This is a genomic window from Chryseobacterium sp. R2ACT005 (genome assembly GCF_049949215.1).
Lineage (GTDB): Bacteria > Bacteroidota > Bacteroidia > Flavobacteriales > Weeksellaceae > Chryseobacterium.
Genome location: NZ_CP188192.1, coordinates 2,141,055 through 2,160,367, shown reverse-complemented (window position 1 = coordinate 2,160,367; position 19,313 = coordinate 2,141,055). Strand labels below are relative to the sequence as shown.

General features: G+C 36.3%; 18 protein-coding genes. 14 read left to right on the top strand and 4 right to left on the bottom strand.

Annotated elements, in window-relative coordinates:
• Positions 1–347 precede the first annotated feature (347 nt).
• Complete coding sequence (locus tag ACPF63_RS10000) at positions 348–959, top strand: alpha-ketoglutarate-dependent dioxygenase AlkB family protein (protein WP_426482891.1); 612 nt, start codon at positions 348–350, stop codon at positions 957–959.
• Between the two features lie 7 nt (positions 960–966).
• Here ACPF63_RS10000 and ACPF63_RS09995 read toward each other — a convergent pair whose 3' ends face one another.
• Positions 967–1,560, bottom strand: coding sequence for a hypothetical protein (locus ACPF63_RS09995; protein ID WP_426482890.1), 594 nt, complete (start codon positions 1,558–1,560; stop codon positions 967–969).
• 234 nt (positions 1,561–1,794) lie between these two features.
• Between ACPF63_RS09995 and pnuC the strand changes: the two genes are divergently transcribed.
• From pnuC to ACPF63_RS09955, 8 genes are all read left to right on the top strand, one after another.
• A complete protein-coding gene (gene pnuC / locus ACPF63_RS09990) occupies positions 1,795–2,391 on the top strand; it encodes a nicotinamide riboside transporter PnuC (protein WP_077417728.1) in 597 nt (198 codons plus the stop codon).
• Positions 2,378–3,409, top strand: coding sequence for a hypothetical protein (locus ACPF63_RS09985; RefSeq protein WP_426482889.1), 1,032 nt, complete (start codon positions 2,378–2,380; stop codon positions 3,407–3,409). The genes pnuC and ACPF63_RS09985 overlap by 14 nt, the downstream gene beginning before the upstream one ends.
• Positions 3,410–3,550: 141 nt before the next feature.
• Positions 3,551–4,045: an RNA polymerase sigma factor gene (locus tag ACPF63_RS09980; protein WP_426482888.1), complete on the top strand. Its 495-nt coding sequence runs from the start codon at positions 3,551–3,553 to the stop codon at positions 4,043–4,045.
• Between the two features lie 333 nt (positions 4,046–4,378).
• Positions 4,379–5,191 carry a FecR family protein gene (locus tag ACPF63_RS09975; RefSeq protein ID WP_426482887.1) on the top strand — a complete coding sequence of 271 codons (813 nt, stop codon included), beginning with the start codon at positions 4,379–4,381 and terminating at the stop codon, positions 5,189–5,191.
• 71 nt (positions 5,192–5,262) lie between these two features.
• Positions 5,263–8,487, top strand: a complete 3,225-nt coding sequence (locus tag ACPF63_RS09970) for a SusC/RagA family TonB-linked outer membrane protein (protein ID WP_426482886.1) — start codon at positions 5,263–5,265, stop codon at positions 8,485–8,487.
• Positions 8,488–8,491: 4 nt separating this feature from the next.
• Positions 8,492–9,895 carry a RagB/SusD family nutrient uptake outer membrane protein gene (locus tag ACPF63_RS09965; RefSeq protein ID WP_426482885.1) on the top strand — a complete coding sequence of 468 codons (1,404 nt, stop codon included), beginning with the start codon at positions 8,492–8,494 and terminating at the stop codon, positions 9,893–9,895.
• A 15-nt stretch (positions 9,896–9,910) separates the two neighbouring features.
• Complete coding sequence (locus tag ACPF63_RS09960) at positions 9,911–10,789, top strand: glycerophosphodiester phosphodiesterase family protein (protein ID WP_426482884.1); 879 nt, start codon at positions 9,911–9,913, stop codon at positions 10,787–10,789.
• Between the two features lie 220 nt (positions 10,790–11,009).
• Positions 11,010–11,657, top strand: coding sequence for a hypothetical protein (locus ACPF63_RS09955; RefSeq protein WP_426482883.1), 648 nt, complete (start codon positions 11,010–11,012; stop codon positions 11,655–11,657).
• A gap of 109 nt (positions 11,658–11,766) precedes the next feature.
• Here the strand turns inward: ACPF63_RS09955 and ACPF63_RS09950 are convergent, their stop codons facing one another.
• The 3 genes from ACPF63_RS09950 to ACPF63_RS09940 all read right to left on the bottom strand — a co-directional run bounded on the left by ACPF63_RS09950 (position 11,767) and on the right by ACPF63_RS09940 (position 15,348).
• Positions 11,767–12,588: an alpha/beta fold hydrolase gene (locus ACPF63_RS09950; RefSeq protein WP_047384836.1), complete on the bottom strand. Its 822-nt coding sequence runs from the start codon at positions 12,586–12,588 to the stop codon at positions 11,767–11,769.
• Between the two features lie 298 nt (positions 12,589–12,886).
• Positions 12,887–13,675 carry a PhzF family phenazine biosynthesis protein gene (locus ACPF63_RS09945; protein ID WP_426482882.1) on the bottom strand — a complete coding sequence of 263 codons (789 nt, stop codon included), beginning with the start codon at positions 13,673–13,675 and terminating at the stop codon, positions 12,887–12,889.
• A 65-nt stretch (positions 13,676–13,740) separates the two neighbouring features.
• On the bottom strand, positions 13,741–15,348 hold the full coding sequence (locus ACPF63_RS09940) for a helix-turn-helix domain-containing protein (RefSeq protein ID WP_426482881.1): 1,608 nt from the start codon (positions 15,346–15,348) through the stop codon (positions 13,741–13,743).
• Between the two features lie 430 nt (positions 15,349–15,778).
• Here ACPF63_RS09940 and ACPF63_RS09935 point away from each other — a divergent pair, with 430 nt between their 5' ends.
• The 5 genes from ACPF63_RS09935 (at position 15,779) to ACPF63_RS09915 (ending at position 19,297) form a co-directional block, all read left to right on the top strand.
• Complete coding sequence (locus tag ACPF63_RS09935) at positions 15,779–16,216, top strand: helix-turn-helix domain-containing protein (protein ID WP_317043624.1); 438 nt, start codon at positions 15,779–15,781, stop codon at positions 16,214–16,216.
• 4 nt (positions 16,217–16,220) lie between these two features.
• A complete protein-coding gene (locus ACPF63_RS09930; RefSeq protein ID WP_426482880.1) occupies positions 16,221–16,544 on the top strand; it encodes a helix-turn-helix domain-containing protein in 324 nt (107 codons plus the stop codon).
• 81 nt (positions 16,545–16,625) lie between these two features.
• On the top strand, positions 16,626–17,513 hold the full coding sequence (locus tag ACPF63_RS09925; protein WP_426482879.1) for a hypothetical protein: 888 nt from the start codon (positions 16,626–16,628) through the stop codon (positions 17,511–17,513).
• Positions 17,514–17,523: 10 nt separating this feature from the next.
• The gene (locus ACPF63_RS09920) at positions 17,524–18,378 is read left to right on the top strand and encodes a hypothetical protein (RefSeq protein WP_426482878.1); all 855 of its coding nucleotides are present in this window, start codon (positions 17,524–17,526) and stop codon (positions 18,376–18,378) included.
• Positions 18,379–18,385: 7 nt separating this feature from the next.
• Positions 18,386–19,297, top strand: a complete 912-nt coding sequence (locus ACPF63_RS09915) for a hypothetical protein (RefSeq protein ID WP_426482877.1) — start codon at positions 18,386–18,388, stop codon at positions 19,295–19,297.
• Positions 19,298–19,313 lie beyond the last annotated feature (16 nt).

The following is a 19,313-nucleotide window of genomic DNA, read 5'->3' as shown; positions in this document are numbered from 1 at the left end:
AAAGATGGATAATTATTTTTGAATTAAGTATTAAATCTTCACGAAGTGACTTCCTACTGTGTGCTTATAATGCATTATTATTCATTTTTTTGAGTGTATTAATTATTTCAGATATTTAATTTACAATTTGTTATAAAAGTGAATTATTATAAACTGGAAATGTATTTAAATGAATAAAATAATTATGCGATTCCTATAAACTTTATCATTGCCTGTCTTTTACTGAATGATTTCAGTTATTTTTGATTTGTTTTGTATCATTTTTAATATTTTTGCAGATATTATTTGTATCAGTTTCATTTCGTCAGATAACATAAGATTTTCTGCTATTTTAAAAATGTGAAAAAATGACCCAACTCAGTTTATTCGACTCAGAAGATTTATATGAATTTCCAAAAGACCTTCTGGAATACAGAGAACATTTCCTGAATCAGGAAGAAGCTGATAACCTTAAAGATCATCTGCTTGAAACAGCTCCCTGGAAACAACGGACCCAGAAAATGTATGATAAAACGGTTTTGACACCACGCTTAACAGCTTGGTATGGTGATCAGAAAACGGCTTACCCATTGGGAGATGGTGAAGTGGAGAATAATCTCTGGACTCCTGAGCTGCTTTCTTTAAAACAAAGGATAGAAAAAGAGTTTAAATATAAATTCAATTCCGTATTGCTTAATCTCTACAGAAATCACAATGATTCTGTTGCCTGGCATCGTGATAAGGAAAGCAGATATGGAAAACGCCCGGTAATTGCTTCTTTAAGTTTAGGACAGACCAGAAATTTTGATTTCCGGAAAAAAGATCATCATCAGAGTAAATACAGCCTGCCTCTTCCTCATGGCTCATTACTGATTATGAAAGGTGATCTGCAGGAAAACTGGGAACACCGGGTCGCTAAATCTGTAACTTCTATGAAAGAACGTATAAATCTTACATTCCGGCTAGTTCATGAAGAATGAGGTTAATTTATTCCTGAGACAGATTCTGTTTAAAATTAGTTAGTAAATCCTCCGCGCTTGGTAGATTTCCTAGATTACTTTTAATTCTTTCCAGAAGATCGCTGAATAAAGCTTCTCCGTTTAAGACTTTCAATGAATATTCGAAAGGATATAAAGAAATAACACCTCCGTTATTGTCATATTTTAAGGTCATGAATCGTAAAGGAAATTCCGGAGTTTTATCTCTGTACAGTTTAAATCCAAATTCATGGATCATATAGTATGAAAATGCTATCGTTAGCATCAGTCCAATCTGTTTGTCTTCCTGATCAAATGATTTACAATACTGATAAAATCCTGGTTCTGTAGTAACGGCTTTGTCTATATTGTTAGGGTGGTAGACAGGGTTCTCTATTGCCAGTGTTACTTTATTATCGATAAAAAAGCTGCTTAACATTCTGAATGAACCGTCAACCAGAACATCTTCTGACAAAAGCTCATCTTCAGTATATCGGTTATTAAAATATTCATCTGTATATATTCCGTCTATTCCTGGACTTTCAGACTGCTGCTGACCAGTTGTGTCTGTATTTTTTGAAAAAAGTTTTTTGAAGAAGTTCATGGTTATCGTTTCTATAGTGTATCTGACAAATATAAAAAATATTCGTAATCCCAATAAAAAGCAGGATGCATTTTATTTTTCCGTAAAAAAGCTGCACCTTTGCCCAATAATGGGGTGCTACAGATAACAGTGGCTGAGATGATACCCAGGAATATATTTCCACACCTGATCCGGATAATGCCGGCGTAGGGATTGCTTACTTATCATCTCATCATTTGATTTCTAACAATTAATATGATGCAGGACATTTTAAAACAAATTACCTTACCGGAATGGTTTGGAGTCTTATTTTCAGTAATCCAGGTCTTACTGGCCCGTAAAAACAATGTCAATAATTATCTTTTCGGAATTGCAGGTATTCTGCTTACGCTGTATGTGATGCTTACTTCCAAGCTTTATGCTGAGTTTACCTTAAATCTTTATTATCTGGTCATGAGCATCTACGGATGGATGTATTGGAAATTCGGGAAACAAAAATCTGAAATGGAAATTTCTGTTACCTCAACTACCGAAAAATGGATTACCGGAGGAATTGTTTTGGGAACCTTTATCTTATTCTGGTCTTTTCTGACGCATTTTACCGATTCGGATGTCCCGGTTTGGGATTCTCTGGTAAGTGCTTTTGCCTGGGCAGGGATGTGGCTGATGGCAAGACGGAAAATTGAAAATTGGGTGATCCTCAATGTCAGCAATATCATTTCAATCCCTTTAATGATTCATAAAGAATTATATCTGTATGCTGTTTTAACGTCATTCTTATTTTTAGTGGCGATCTCAGGATATATCGAATGGCAAAAAATCATTAAAACCAAAGCGAATGCTGAGTACTAAAGACATCAGACAAGACCTTCAGGGTGCTGCTAAAATTTCTAATAAGCTGATACAGCATATTCATGAAGAAGGATTGCTGAAGATCTGGGTGCCGAAAAAATATGGTGGCTTGGGTTATCGTTTTGAAGAAGGACTTAAAGCATTATTTGGCTGGGCCGAAACCGATGGAAGCTTTGGCTGGATGCTGACATTGTGTGCCGGAGCCAATTACTTTTCCAGAAATATAAAACCTGAAATTACTGAATTACTGTTTACCAATTCTAACATTTGTTTTGGAGGAAGCGGAATGGTTGGAGGAACTGCGGAAAAGCAAAATGATAACACCTATATCATCAATGGATTATGGAATTTCGCAACCGGAGCTCCCCATCTGACCCATTTTACGCTGAATGCCAGGATTACAGAAAACGGTAAACCAATAATTGATAACAATGGAAATGAAATCATCCGCTCATTCATAGTTCCGAAAGAGCAGGCTGAAATTATCCCCAACTGGAAATCTATGGGAATGAAAGCCAGCGGGACCTATTCCTTTATCCTTAAAAATGTTATCGTAAGCGAAGATTACAGTTTTGTTTACGATCATTTTTTCACGGATGATATCCTGGACAGCATTCCGTTTCGGGTTTTTGCAGATTTGACACTTTTGGTGAATTATCTGGGAATGGCTTCTCATTTTATTGAAGAAGCAGAACTTATTCGTCCTGAGATCAGTTTCAAAAGTTTTGCAGGGTCTGTTGAAAAGCATTTAAGAAAAGTATTAAGTATTGCCAGAGACATAGAAAATATACTCAGCGATCACAAAGAGATTTCTGATGATCAACAGAATGAGATTCATACTTATGGAACAGAATTAACCAAGCAATTATCCCATCAGATCCTTACTGTTTATATACAGCTGGGAATAAGAGCAACAGATACCAATTCCGCAGTTTATCAGGTATTCTGTGATTATTTTACGGCAGCAATGCATTCCAATTTCAGGCCTTCAGCGGATGATTTAAACTTTTCTTTCTGAAAAATAGGCGGAAAATATTTCTGTGAAAATCCGGAGAATAGTTATTGCTGAGAATTTAAACTTAATATAAATTTAATGTGATTACCATAGCTTTTAGATACTTTTGTACCATCAGTTTTGAGTTCAAAGACGTATTAAAGGATGGATCATTTTAAAGAAATATATTCCGGTTACAAGCACAGGGTGTATTTTTTTGTGGCCAAATACCTTTCGGAAGAAGAAGATATTGAAGAAATTGTTCAGGATATTTTTATGCATGTCTGGAAGTACTTATCCAAAACCAACTCACCTTCGGAAATTGAAGCACTTATTTTTAAATCTGCCAAACAGGAAATCTCCAATTTCTACCGTAAAAGAAAAATGATCTTTGTTTCTCTTGAAAACTTTCCGGAAAATCAGGATGAAGAAAGCGCTGAAATCGAAAAACAGCTACAGCAGGAAGATCAGCTCAAAAAAATAGAAAATCTTCTGGAGCAGGTTCCCGAAAGAAGCCGTGAATTTTTCATCCAAAACAAAATCCAGAATCTCAGCCTTTTTACCATTGCTCAGGAAAATGATATTTCCAAAACGGCTGTTGAGAAGCATGTTAATAAGGTACTGAAGTTTCTGAGAGCCAACTTGAGTTTTTTCTTTTAACTTTCGTTTATATTGATAACAAACTTCACTTCAAATCTCTTTCTAAACGAGTGTAAAATTGTCATTGATTACGTCGAATCTTCAATTTCTGACGAGGGAAGAATCTCATATACAGCCTGGATTCTTCATTTCACTGCGTTACATTCAGAATGACAGAGTCATCATAATAAGATAGCAGGATTAATGTAAAATTGTATATAATTATCTTAAATAAAATCAATTTTAACTTTAACCCAATATCAACCCATATGAACAAATCGTTAAATCAAAAAAATAGAGGTTGACGATTCTACACTTCCTGCGTATTCTCTAATAAAGATCAAAAAGGAGCGTATGGATTTCGACAATCAATGGAAATCAGTTAAAGAAGAAAACCGGAAAATGAAAGATTCGGCAGATCAGCGAATCTGGAATGGGCTTGAGGATAAAATCAGATTCAGAAAAAATACTAAACGACTGTTATGGGCTGCGGCCATTTTTTTGCCTTTATTTACACTGATTACATTATTTTCCACGGGGAATGAAATAAAATCTTCTGATCATCAGCAAATGGTTTTCAGAACAGAAAAGATTCAGAAAGAATTTACATTATCCGATGGAAGTATCATTACGCTGGAGCCTGAAAGTGAATTGAGGCTGACTGAAAATTTCGGAAAGAAAACCAGAAATGTCTCCTTTAAAGGGAAAGCTTTTTTCAGTGTTGCTAAAAATAAAGCGCTGCCGTTTATCATTGATGCCAATGGATTTAAAGTAAAAGTGTTGGGAACTCAGTTTTTGCTTGATCAGAGATCCGCAGATAAGAAAGTCTATCTGAAGGAAGGAAAAGTGAAAATTGATTTCAAAGGGAATACAACCTTCCTTTTACCTAAAGAAACCTGGCTTGCTGACAAAGACGGAACCGAGAAACATTTCTACGATCAGGATGTTGTAAGAACATTTGATTTTAATGAAATGAAATTTGGGCAGGCCATTTCTCAACTGGAGAAGACTTACAATGTTTCCATAACATATCCTCAGCATTACAAAGAGAATGTGATAAATGGAGACATCACAGGAGATCTGGATAAAGTTATTAAAACAATAGGGTTTCCATTTAATCTTACTGCAGGAAAACAATCAGCAAATCATATCATTTTAGAAAAATAATGCACCAGTAATTGGGGTTACCGATGCATTGAAAATAAATCAGTCAAATAACAACTAATTTCAGCAAAGCTATGAAAAAAACAACAATTAGCATGATGTTGTTGGGTCTTTTGTGTGCGCCACAGTTTACCTATGCAGAGGCTAACAAATGTTTTCAACAGTCCGTTATTCAGCGGAAAACGCCTTTGATTAAAATCTTTGAAAAACTTTCAAAAGAGCATGGCGTAAAATTCTTTTATTCGGTTTCAGACCTGAAAGATATCCAGGTGGATGAATCTCAGATGAACTATCAGTCATTATCAGCATCTTTAGACTCTCTGAAGAAAAATGTCGGTCTGGATTTTAATGTAGATCAGAAAACGGTGACCGTTCGTCTTAATGCAAGAGCAATTACAAAAATTCAGAGAACGAATGCTCAACAGTCTGCAGAATATGTAAATCCAATTAAAGACACGGTAAAATCAAGAGAAAAAAATATTGATGAGGTTGTTTTGGTCGGTTATGGGAAGCAGAGTAAGAAAAACAACTCGGGTTCTATTTCTTCTATTGATGAGAAGCAGATGAAAGGAGTGGCTTCCAGTAATTTTGGAGATATTATTGCAGGAAAAGCAACCGGAGTTCAGATTACTCAGGCTAATGCAACGCCGGGAGGTTCACCATCAATCAGAGTAAGAGGTATCGGAACGCTGACGGCAGGGTCCAATCCTTTGATCGTCGTAGACGGGCTTCCTCTAACTGAAGGTTCTAACCTGAATGCTATTGATCCTAATTCCATTGCCAAAATTGATATCTTAAAGGATGCTGCCTCTGCTGCAATCTACGGTTCCAGAGGAGCAAACGGAGTAATTATCATTGAAACAAAACAGGGGAAAAAGGGGAGAATGGCTGTTTCTTTCGATTCCTATTACGGAATGCAGATGAGAAGTGATAATGTGAAACTGGTCAATGCTTATGATATGGCCACTTTTCTGAAGGAAGCGAGAGACAATAATTATCTTTCTAAAGGAAGTAACAGGAGTATTTCCGATAATAATGCCACAAGAATTAGCAAAGGCGCTTCTTTAAGAGAATTAATTCCCGATTATTTGGCTCCTTATCTTGCAAAACAGCCGGAGTTAACAGATACCGACTGGTTAAATACTGTTATGAAACCAGCACCTATCAGTCAGACTTCACTGAATGTTACCGGAGGAAGCGATAAGAGCAAATATGCTTTTACCATGAGCTATTTTAACCAAAAAGGACTGGTCATCGGGACAGATTACGAAAAATTTTCAACCAGTATTAACCTTTCAACTGAACTTACAGATAAATGGAAAGTGGGTGTAACCATGACACCGTCTTATGCAACGGGGACAATCAATGCTGCAGAAAATTCAAGAAGTTACAATCCTTTGCAGATGGCTACGGCAATGTATCCTTTCTTTAAACCTTATAATGATGACGGAAGTCTTGCCATTTCCCAGCAGATCCTGGGAAATACAGCAACGGACGGAGCTTTGGTAGAAAATCCGGTTGCTGTTCAGGAAATGACCAACAGAAAGTATACATTATTTAAAACATTCGGGAATATTTTCACCGAGCTTGAATTGCTGAAAGGTCTGAAATACAGATTGTCTGTAGGCGGAGATTATTCAAATTACGAATATAATTTCTTCGATCCTTCTACCGTGGGAGCGTACAGAGCGACAGCTCCGGATGTGACTTTTGCCAACAGAACAGAATATATCCGCAAAAATTATTTAATTGAAAACTTACTTTCATTTGATCAGAAATGGGGTTCTCACCGGGTGGATGCCATTGCCGGACAGTCTTTCCAGCAGGAAGATAATACACAGCTTTTAACCGAAGCCACTGCATTTCCAGATAACAGCATCCGAAATATTGCAGGCGGAACTTCATTTAAAAATACATTGACACAGTACAAATGGCGGCTGATGTCTTATTTTACCAGAGTTAATTACACGTTTGACAATAAATATAACCTGATGGCTTCCTATCGTAGAGATGGTTCTTCGCGTTTTGGGAAAAACTCTAAGTGGGGAAATTTCTATGCTTTTTCTGCAGGCTGGACCGTCAGTAATGAAAATTTCTTTCCTGAAAACAATTTCGTAACGGATTTAAAACTCAGATACAGTCTGGGAAGCAACGGAAATAATCAGATTCCTAATTTTGGGGCACTTTCATTGATGAATCCGGATAATTATAATTTTGGTGGAACTTTAATACCTGGTTACACAACGGCAACCGCTCCCAACCCGAATATTTCCTGGGAAAAGTCCAGATCAAACAATTTCGGAATTGATTTTTCTTTGTTTAAGAATATACTGAACATTTCTGCAGATTACTATATCCTGAACAGAGACGGTTTATTATTGGATGTTCCTGTTCCGCAGCAATCCGGTTTCAGTACTTCACTTCAAAATATTGGTAAGATCAAAAATTCAGGATTTGAATTACAGATTGCGTCAAAAACGTTTACCATCGCTAAAGATTTTACGTATTCGGGAAGCTTTAATTTTTCAACTAATAAAAATGAAGTGTTAGCATTGGCCAACGGGCAGAACCAGATTATCACAGGAGAAAATAACTTCTCTGTAACCAAAGTAGGAGGTTCAATTGGTGAAATGTATGGCTATAATATCCTTGGAATCTATAAAACTCAGGAACAGATCAACAATTCGCCACACATTACCGGAACAATGGTAGGAGATTATATTATGGAAGATCTGAATGGTGACGGAAAAATTGATACCAACGATAAAAGAAGTTTTGGAAGCGGTGTTCCGAAATACATTCTCGGTTTCAATAATAACTTCAGGTATGGACTTTTTGAATTAAGCTTCTCATTGTACAGTGAAATTGGTAAGAAAATCTATAATGCTGATGCGGTCACCACGTTAGAATCAGGAGAAGGGTTCGGAATGGCTTCCCAATATTATTTTGATAACCGTTATAATGCAGTAACCAATCCTGATGGTTTTTTTGGGATGCCGAATATGAACTTTTCCAACAACAGAAAAGAGGCCAGAACTTCAAATTTATACTTTAAAAATGCAGATTATGTAAGATTAAGATCGCTTCGTCTGGCTTTTAATTTCCCTAAATCTATGCTCGAAAATATAGGGATAGAAAACGCACAGATCTATCTGGTAGGAAACAATCTTTTCACCCTGTCAAAATACAAGGGAATGAATATCGATGCCACTTCAGACAATGTTCTTACACAGGGATTTGATCAGGCTTACTATCCGGTCGCTAAAATTTATTCTATGGGCTTTAACCTTAAATTTTAAAATCATGAAAAAAATATTCATTACAATATTCAGTATTTCGGTGATGTGCTCATGCTCGTCTGATCTTTTGGATGTGAACCCTGAAGCGCAGAAAGTATCATCACAATTTTATACCAATTCCTCTGAAATTGAGCAGGGTATCATCTCAGTGTACAGCACTCTTCAATACACGGGACAATATCAGCTGGCAATGCCGGCTTTGGGAGAATTGCCTTCAGATAATACCTATGATGAGGTTCCTGCCAATGATTCTTTTACATATGGTGAAATGGATTTTTTCACGATTCAGCCTAATAACAGTCTTATTGCAAGTGCATGGAAGGATCATTATATCGGTATTCAGCAGGCTAATATTATTCTTACCAGAATTGGAAAAATTCCTGATATGACGGATGCTCTGAAGAATACAAGAATTGGCGAAATGAAATTTCTTCGCGCATTGATGTATTTTAACCTCGTAAGAATTTATGGTGATGTTCCATTGGTTTTAAAAGAAACTACAAATGTCAACGATTATTTCGGGCAGCCAAGAACTCCTGTTGCTGAGGTGTATTCCGCTATAGAAATGGATTTGAAAGAAGCTATTGATCTTTTACCGGCAACGACCTCGCAAAAGGGAAGAGTGACTAAAGGAGCGGCATTGGGAATTATGGGAAAAGTGCTTCTGACACAAAAGAAATTTGGTGAATCATTGACTTATTTAAATCAGGTTGAATCTTTAGGCTACCAGCTTTTGCCTGATGTCAATAAAATTTTTGATGTCACCAATGAAAATAATATTGAAATTATTTTTGATGTACAGTTTACTTCCGGGTTGAACGGAAATTCGGAAGGAAGTACGACATTTCAAATGTTCAGCCCTTCCGGATCGGTTTCGGGAGCGAAAGGACACAATCTTCCCACCAAAGAAGTCTACAATCTTTATTCAGCCGGAGATACCAGACGTTCTGCCTATATTGGTCTTACTTCAAACGGAATTCCTTTCAGTAAGAAATTGGTGAAAACATCCAATACCATTGCAGATGGAGGAAGCAATTTTGTGGTGCTGAGGTTAGCCGATGTTTTCCTGATGATGGCAGAGTGTTTTGCAGAGCAGAATGACATTGCTAATGCCAATTTATATCTGAATAAAATTAAAACCAGAGCAGGAATTGCTCCCGTAAACCTTTCAACAAAAGATCTTCTGCTTAATGAAATTGATCGTGAAAGGAGATTTGAATTTGTAGGAGAGGGCCACCGTTGGTTTGACCTTGTAAGAACCGGAAAGGCTATTTCTGTGATGACTGCTCATTTTGCTAATAATGCAGGTTACAGTACTGCACAGATCAAACCTCATCATCTTCTGATGCCGGTTCCACAGGGACAGATCAATACAGACCCTGCCATTAAACAAAATCCCGGATATTAATTAAACATTTGAATTATGCTAAACAATAAATTATTACAAGTATTTCTTTTTTCTTTTTCTTCACTGTTCATTGCGCAACAAAAGAAAATTTCACTTTCTTATTTTCCTGATGATAAAGTAATGGTGGTTGCCCACCGTGGGGATTGGAGAGAAGCTCCGGAAAACTCAGTATGGGCAGTAAAAAAAGCAATTGAAAAAGGAGTGGATATGGCTGAAATAGATCTTGCCATGACCAAAGACAGTGTCTTGATCCTGATGCACGACAATACCATCGACAGAACGACAACAGGAAAAGGAAAGCCGTCTGATTTTACACTGGACGAAATCAAAAAACTTCATCTGAGAGACGGTCTGGGAGTGGAAACGCAAATGAAAGTTCCCACATTACAGGAAATTCTGGAAATCTCAGACGGAAAAATTCTTCTGAATCTGGATAAAGGTTTTGATTACATCAAACAGGTATATCCTTTGGTAAAAAAACGAAATATGCTTGATCAGATTTTGTTTAAAGGCCACGAATCTTACCCTGAATTCAATCAGAAATACGGCGATATTAAAAATGAGATTCACTATATGCCGATTATTCAGTTAGGCAAAAGTGAAGATCTTAAAAAAATCTCAGATTATATCAGAAACTATAAAATCTACGGCTTTGAATTTACAGTAGGAACAACGGAAAAGGATCTGATTGATTTTAAATCTTTAAGAGAAAAAAAGGTCAAAATCTGGGTCAATTCATTGTGGCCACATCATAACGCCGGAAATAATGATGATCTGGTCCTGGAAAATGCGGATGTTTATGATTGGTATATAACTAAAGGGGTCAACATTATTCAGACGGACCGACCGAAAGAGCTTATCAATTATCTGAAACGTAAAAAGCTTTATTTTTAATAATTATAAGCGCTGAAATCAAAGATTTCAGCGCTTTGTCTATTAAATAATGATTTTATGGAGAATAAAGGATTTGAGTTTGATTGTCGTAAGTAATAATGGGGGAAAGCTCGATAGAAGAAAAAATATTTCCTGTTTGGTTAATGAAGTGTTAATGTAAGATACGTGCTGATTTGTTATTAACTTATTTCTCTACATTTGGTGAATAAACTAAATAACTATGAAAAAACTATTACTTATCGCAAGTAGTGTATTATTGTTTTCTTGTACAACCGGCGAAGAATTAGAAACTTCGGCAAATACAGAATCAAACTCAAAACAAATTACTTTACAGAAGGCTAAATCTGGAGCCAGTCTTTTGGTAGGTGAAAACATCACATTAAAATGTAATGGATCATCAAATTTCCAAAATCCTATTAATGTAAACCCTAATTATCCTTACATAAGTTCTTATGAAGTGCTTTATCGTGATTTAGCACCACTGTATGGAAGAAATCAACTCAGGCTTTCAGAGTTTGTTGCAAAACATATTTGGGGATATGGCGGGCCTTTTACCAGTCTCACTGAGATTTATATTGGATACAATGCCATGAATGATTTTAATAACTCAAGTGCGAATTATAGTTATATTCAAGATTATACAATAGGTCAGGACGGAGATAATGCGCAAATATATGGAGATATGTTTGGAAGCAACAGCGTTCCTATGACAAATGATGCAGCCAATACAGTTTATCATGGTTTTAAAGCTAAGATAGACCAATTAACTTCCCAAGGCAAGCAAATAACAGCTGTTCACCTTTACACTGACGGTCTGCTATGTATTCCAAGTGTGAGATTTATTAAAATGACTGTAAAAGTATTATAAATAGTTCTGTAAAATCAAGCTCCTTAATTGGGGCTTTTTTATTACTGTTCTATCAAAAACAAAAGGTGGACTGCAATAATCCACCTTTTTTTATAATAGCTGTGTTCTGTTAAGACTGGATAAATTCCAAAAGATCTTTGTTGATCGTTTCATGTTCTGTAGTTGGCATTCCGTGAGGGAAACCTGGGTAAGTAATCAGTTTACCGTTCTTTAATAACTTCGCTGATTTTATAGCAGAATTTTCGATTGGAACAATCTGATCATCCTCTCCATGTAATACCAAAACAGGAATATCAACTGCTTTCAAATCTTCTGTAAAATCAGTTTCAGAAAATGCTTTAATACCGTCATAGTGAGCAACAATTCCACCCATCATTCCCTGTCTCCACCAGTTTCTCTGAATTCCGTCTTTGATATTGGCACCTTCTCTGTTGTAACCGTAGAAAGGAAACGTCAGATCAAAATAAAACTGGTTTCTGTTGTTCAAAGTCTGCTCTCTGATACCATCAAAAACTTCCATTGGAACTCCGTCAGGATTGTTTTCACTTTTTACCATAACCGGAGGAACAGCGCTGATTAATACAGCTTTTTTTGCTCTGCCGTTAGCATATTTATGTACATATCGGATCACTTCACCACCGCCTGTAGAGTGTCCTATATGAACAACATCTTTCAAATCAAGAAATTCTACAAGTTCCGCAGCATCAGAAGCATATTGTTCAATGGTATGGTTATAGATATTCTGGCTTGAACGGCCGTGGCCTCTTCTGTCATGAGAAATTACCCTGTAGCCTCTCTGTAAGAAAAAGATAACCTGTGCATCCCAATCGTCAGATGATAATGGCCATCCGTGGTGAAACATTAATACTGGTCCTTGTCCCTGGTCTTTGTAAAAAATTTCAGTTCCGTCTTTTAATGTAAGTGTGCTCATAGTTTTAAATTTTTAATGTTAATGATTAATTTGTATAATAATTTTTTTGTTGTCTTAATTCTTTAGCAAATGTAGGACAGTTTGAGTTCTCTGAAATTAATCTAGTTTAATTTCGTTCATATTTAATAAAAAATTTTTATTGGGATGTCAGATCTGTTTTTTGCCTGCATTCTTTTGGATAACCAAATTTTTACAGGAAAGGCACTAACCAAAGATGATTAATGCCTTTTTTGCTGTCATTTCAATATATCCTTTTCCAGAACGAGTTGTTTGACTATTCAGTTGGATAGGGATTATATTATTCTATCCATAAATGTCCCATAGAATAGGTTTTGGCTTTACCCGCAACGATAACTCTTTCATTTTTGTTTTCGCAATACAGCTGTCCGCCTCTTTCAGACAGCTGGCGGGCAAAAAGTGTATCTTTTCCTAATCTTGAAGACCAGAGCGGAATGAGCGAGCAGTGGGCAGAACCGGTCACAGGATCTTCGAGAATAGAGGACTGCGGAGTAAAATATCTTGAGACAAAATCACTGTCTGTACCGGCTGCCGTTACAACAAGGACGCCAGGATCCAGATTGATAAGGTCAAAAACAGATCTTTCAATTTTGATATTTTTGATGTCGTTCTCAGAATCATAGAGCAGAATATAATCTCTTGATTTGAAAACTTCTTTGGGCTGTATATTGAGTGCTTCGGATATGCTGTCCGGAAGAGCAGCTGCTTCAGGCATTCTTGAAGGAAAATCCATATAGTAAACACCATCTTTAACCTCAACCGTTAACTCACCGCTTTTAGTTTCAAAAATGATTGTATTACTCTGATAGTTTAAGATGGAGATGAGGCAGTGCGCTGTAGCAAGAGTAGCATGTCCACATAAGTCCATCTCTATTTCGGGCGTAAACCATCTCAGGTGAACAGTACTGCCATTGTTGATAAAGAAAGCTGTTTGGGCTACGGCATTTTCGCGGGCAATTTTTAAAAGTAACTCATCGGGTAACCAGTTTTTTAAAGGAACGACACAGGCAGGATTTCCATGGAAAATTTTTTCAGTAAATGCATCTATCTGATATAATTCTAACTTCATGATTGATAAAAATTTCTGTCTCTAACGAAGATACTCTATTTTTCAGACAATTGTTGACAGATTCATCACTCTGCTGTTTTTTCTTTTTTCAGCTGACTGATAAAATAGGAAGGACTTACCCCGGTTTCTTTTTTAAATATAACCGCAAAAACTTCTCTTGAAGAGAAACCGCAAGCTTCTGCCAGATAGCTTGTTTTATATTCTCTGAAGATAGGAGTATCATATAACTTATTTGTAATGAATTGAATCCGAAGCCCATTAATATAATTATTGAAGCTTTTATTTTTATACTGTTTGATAATCTCTGACAGATATCTTGGGTTGGTAGCCAGTGAATTGGATAAAGAAGTTAGTGTCAGATCTTTTTTCAGGAACTTTTCAGATTTTTCAAATTTTGAAAGTTTACTCAGTAACAGAGTCGTAGTTTCTTCAGAGATGATTAGATTATTTTCTGGTTTGATTTCAGTGTCTTGCTTTTCAGTAACCTGTACTTCTTTTTTCAGATTCTCAATAATTGTTTCATATCGCTGATGAAGCTTATTTTGATTTCGTTTCCAATACCACCATCCTCCTGTAACAAGAACCAGGGCTATGATAAAAAAAACGGCGGCGAACTGTAAGATATTATTCTGATGAACTTTATCTTTTTGCAGATTTATTTTTTTAATAGTTTTATCAGCAGACATCTTGTTTGAATGGGCTAAACTATCGCTAAGGTTTGAATAAAGAGCCATATATTTGATGGTAGAATCTTTATTTTTAAGACTTTCAAAAGAATTGGTCAAAGTAGCATATGCAGCTACTCTGCTGGCAGGGGAATGTGTTCTCTTTTCTAATTGTAAAACTTCCTGTGCATACTCAATGGCTTCTGTATTTTTACCCTGTTCCGAATAGAAGTGTCCCAGATAATTTAATATAGGAATTTTATCAACTTTCATCTGAGTAAATTTCCTTTGATTCAGGATGTTTAAAGATTTTTGCAGGTATTCTTCAGCAATATCCAGTCGTTTGGGATTTGAAATCATCGCATAATACATTCCTATATTCATATAAAGATATGAGATCATGTCATACTTTTCATCTGTCTGCCGGGTATTCTCAAGATCACTTATTTTTTCTGCTTCCTGCAGGCTTTTTTTGAAATACAATAGAATAGTGTCCTGATGAGCTTTTTTAGGAATATAATAGCCGGCCGTTAAACCCTGGTAAATATGTGCCCTGTTAAAGTGTTTTTTGTTTTCATCGGTAAGTTTATTAACGAAGTATTCTGCCTTATGAAGTTCTTTATAGTTTTCATCAAAAAGACCAAGTGCTGAAAGAGCAGTTCCTCTCTCAATATATGCCATAGCAATAGATTCGTTATCGCCAGCTGCCTTGGCTGCCTTTTCTACTTCATAAGAGTATTCAATAGACTTTTCATTTTCATCAATATTATGATAGAGCATCATTATGTTCTTTACGCTTGTAAGGATAGATTCTCTGTCATTAATGTCTTTAGCATCTTGTAATATCTGTAAATAAAGCTGAATCTTTTTCTTAGGATCAAGAGATATATTTTTAGCGGATGCTAATTTCTTGTTGATACTTTGTTTGGTAATGGTTCGGTTATCTATTTGGGCGTGGTAAAAACCGAAAATGATACAGGCGAACAAAAGAATAATGTTGTTTTTCATCCTAGTTAAATTGTTTTTTCTGTTTGCAATTTTAGCGTTATTTTAAGTAATTATCTTTCATTTAAATGTAATTATTTCGGAATTTATATGGCTGTTTTTATAGATAAATATCTGATTATTAATTTTATCCGTGTTAATCGGTGTTTTCATACATTGTCATTTCTTTTTATTCTATTATGTGATTTTAACCCTGGATTTTGCCTGTTCCGGGAATGTAATATAAACCGAATTTCTTACTACACACACTCATTTGGTGTATGTCAATCATCTACATTTGTGATTGAAGAATGCTTTATGCTGTGATAAAGATTAAAAAAAATATATCAGTTAAATCTAAATAAATGTGCAATAAAACAGCCTTTGATATAAACACAAAATTCTAAAACAAAAACCTGAATGATGAAAAAAATAACTGTAAAAATCTTCCGCAATGATTCTGGATCTTAAAAATATTCATATAGGATCTTTGATAAAACTGCGTATTGAAGAATGGAATATCAATGTACTCCGGATATGTAAATTTCTGAAATGTACAGAAGACGAATTGAATTCTATGTTATCAGAAAAGTCTCTGGATTCTGAAATCATATTGAAACTAAGTACACTGCTGGAATATGATTTTTTCAGGCTTTATTCTCAGTATCTGATCCTTTATGCTCCTCAAGCAATTTCAAATGATTCTGAAAAGAAAACCGCCCTTCCCCAATACCGGAAAAACATATATACAAAAGAGATGGTAGACTTTATTTTGGATCAAATTGATAGTGGAGGTAAAACACAAATGCAAATTGTAAAAGAGTATAGAATTCCAAGATCTACCCTGTACAAATGGGTGAGCAAATATGCACAATCAAAAAAGAAAGATTAATTAAATGAAGAACACGCCTGATTATAAAAAAATTTTTAATGATATAATCGATATAAAATTCCCTGAAAAAAAAGAGATATGCAGCCATTTATTAGATAAATCAGATTTATCGGTACTTGATATTATAGATCTTAATGAGCTTCTTTTCAGAAACAGTTCCAAAGAAAACAGTGTTTTTAACCAGAAACACCGCTCTTATAATGAATCCGTGATTTATCAAATATTAGAATATCAGAAAAAGAACCGTCTGAACAATTCCCAACTTGCCGGACATTTTAAATTAAGCAGGAATACTGTTACTAAATGGAAAAGTCTTTTTCCGATCTAATATTTTTTAACCATTTAAAAGATCTGTTATGGATCAAACTTCAATAGTTCAATTAAAAATATAAAACAGATGAATAAAAAAATGATCATAGTAATACTGGGGGGTATGCATGGTTTTTTTTCTCAGGTAGATGCCCAAACAGGGATAGGTACCTCTAATCCTCAGGGTATTTTACATGTAGATGGTGCCAGAGATAATGCTGCTGCCGGAATGCCAACAGTTACCCAGGCTGCAAACGATTTTATTATCAACAAGACTACAGGTTTTTTAGGGCTGGGAGTTCTTGCACCTAAAGTAAAGCTTGATATGAGGTCTGCAGGCCCGGAAAATGCTCTGGGTCTAAATACCACCACAATGAGTGCAGCTTTGGCAGGAGCAGGAGCTGTACGGTACGATGTCATCAATGCACCTGTAGGAGCAAAGATTGAAGTATCAGATGGTTCGGTGTGGAGTAAGGCCTATGTTGCTCCCCAGAAGGCGGTTGTAGTGGCACGTAAAATTACAAGCCAGTCAATAACACAGGGCTCGGCAACTAATATTGGTAACTGGAATGTGGTACGTGATATGAGCAATAGTTTTGATGCCAATTTTGGAGTTTTTACAGCTCCCCGCGATGGTACCTATACTTTTTTGTTAACCTTTAATTTTAATGGAGTAGTTATTAATGACGGCTCCAGAGTTGAATCACAATTTTACAATACAACAACAAACACTGTTCTGGCGAGTGTGTATAAAACCTTCGGGCAATCAATGACAGGTACTTCTGATGATGCTAATGCAACCCGGTCTACACAAGCCGGTGGATCAAGTACAGTTACACTTACATTGAGTGCAGGTACAAAAGTAGTGACGAGGCTCTGGCATAATCTTATTTCGAGCGGTGCTGTTACACTCAGGGTCACAAGCAACTCTACAGATCCCACCAATCCGGATGATGGGTTTAATAATTTAACAATTATCGAACATTAAAAAAATCAATATGATGAAAAAGAATAGGAATATACTCTATACACTGCTTGCCTATATTTTATGTTTTTCCTCAGGTAATCTCGTTGCGCAGGTAGGTATTTTTACTCATAATCCTGCACAGACTTTACATATAGATGCCGCAAAAGACAACGGTAATACCCCGGATGCATTGAAATTATCTAATGATATAGTTGTAAGCACAACAGGCAACATGGGAATTGGTCTGCTGAATCCGGTTACTAAGCTGGATCTTCGTTCTGCAGATAATAAAGGAATTATAGGGCTGGGAACAAGTGTACAAACACCGGTTGAGGCCGGTGCCGGTGCTATACGTTATAATACAAGTGGATTTTTAGAATACTCAGATGGAGAGCAATGGATTGCCCTGCCTCTTACAGCGCCAACCAAAGCACTTGTGAATGCCAATAAGACCTCTGTGCAAAGTATTGGAAATAATACATCCACTCCAATATCAGGCTGGAATGAGACTGTTGATTTAGGTACTGCTGTTCCCAATGGGGACTTTGATCCTTCCGATGGTACTTTTACAGCTCCCCGCGACGGATTTTATCTGGTGTCTTTTAATATTACACTAGCTAATGGAAACATTCCTAAAAATACTTTTATAGAAACCGCAATAGAAAGTAATCAGAGCGTTGAGAATATTCCCATATTCAAAACATTAAACTCTTATCCTGCGTTTCAGGCAGGAGCAGTAAGCAATTTTATAAGCGGAAACTGTAACGCCATTTTCAACCTGAAGACAGGTAATACGATTAAATTCAGCGTTAAACATAATCTAGGTTCTGCAAGGAATACCTTAAACGATGGAAAATTAAATAATCTAAGTATTAGTGAGCTATAAAAATAAAATGATGATACAGCCATATAAAATCAAAGAAATATCCTTAGTCTTCACTCTTCTGCTTCTGGGAGTGCTTCATGTGAATGCACAAATAGGATTTGGAGTAGGAAATCCTACAAACCCCGTTGAAATCAATACCGATGCCGGGAAGGTTGTTATAGACAATACGGGAAGGTTGGGAGTAATGGTTCCCAGTCCCAGGGTCGCTGTAGATTTACGCAGTGGAAATAATGGTTCAGTGGCAATAGGCAATACAGATAAAACGGCCAGCCAGGCTGGGGCAGGAGCTTTACGGTATGTTGCAAGTCCGGCCATTGGGGTAAAAGGATATTTAGAATTTTCTGATGGTATAAACTGGGTAAGTTTTTTTCCTAAAGGTAAACCCCGTATTGTAGTAATGGCCAATAAGGTAACCCAGGATACCTATCTGTTCGAAAGTGCAACACCCTCAGAAATAGGAACTAAACCTGGTATTGTACAGCGTAGGTCGTCCTACTTAACCAATTGGGTAGAAAAACTTGACTCAGATTCAGGGGTGCCTACAAACAATTTTGATCCGGCTACAGGAGAGTTTGTTGCTCCCCGAACCGGAGTATATTTTGCGACCTTTACTTTTGCACTGCAGTCCAGCCAGGTTAATACCGGAGGAAATAACCAGACAGAAGCCATTTGGGAGGTCAGAAATCAGGGAGGTACAATCACTCAAAGGGTAAAAACAAATAATGGATATGCTTCTGATACAGGAGCCAGTCCCAATACTGTGGCAGTAGGTTCTGCATGTACCGTAAGTGTTTATTTGAACAAAGGAGACCGGTTAAGACCTTTTACCTGGATCACAGTAGCGTTTGACGGTACAATAAGCCAATTTGATATATCAGGAAGCGGAGCATACAATTCTCTGACGATCGTAGAACAATAGCGAAATTGATTCATAA